Origin of the sequence: Sphaerochaeta sp. UBA5836, from assembly GCF_002432845.1 — a bacterium.
GTDB lineage: Bacteria > Spirochaetota > Spirochaetia > Sphaerochaetales > Sphaerochaetaceae > Sphaerochaeta.
Genome location: NZ_DJGW01000043.1, coordinates 8,665 through 8,864, shown reverse-complemented (window position 1 = coordinate 8,864; position 200 = coordinate 8,665). Strand labels below are relative to the sequence as shown.

The 200-nt window shown below is 56.5% G+C and carries 1 protein-coding gene; it reads left to right on the top strand.

The window, feature by feature from the left end; translation table 11 throughout:
• Positions 1 to 200: hypothetical protein (locus tag B3F49_RS03395; protein ID WP_293908961.1), on the top strand; the 200-nt coding region annotated here is incomplete at both ends.

The window sequence follows — 200 nt, the reverse complement described above, 5'->3', positions numbered from 1 at the left end:
TCCAGCAGGCGAACAAGGCAGTCGTAGAGGAAACAACCTTCATCCTCAGTACCCTGCATCTGCCGCTTTTCGGCATCCTCAGCCTCGCAATCTTCCAAAAACAGGAGACCTACACCCAAAAGCTTGGCAGCCACCTGCGCCTTGTCGGTGAGGTCGGCCTGCTCACCTTCCTGCTCTGCTGCGCCTGTTTTGTGGTGATG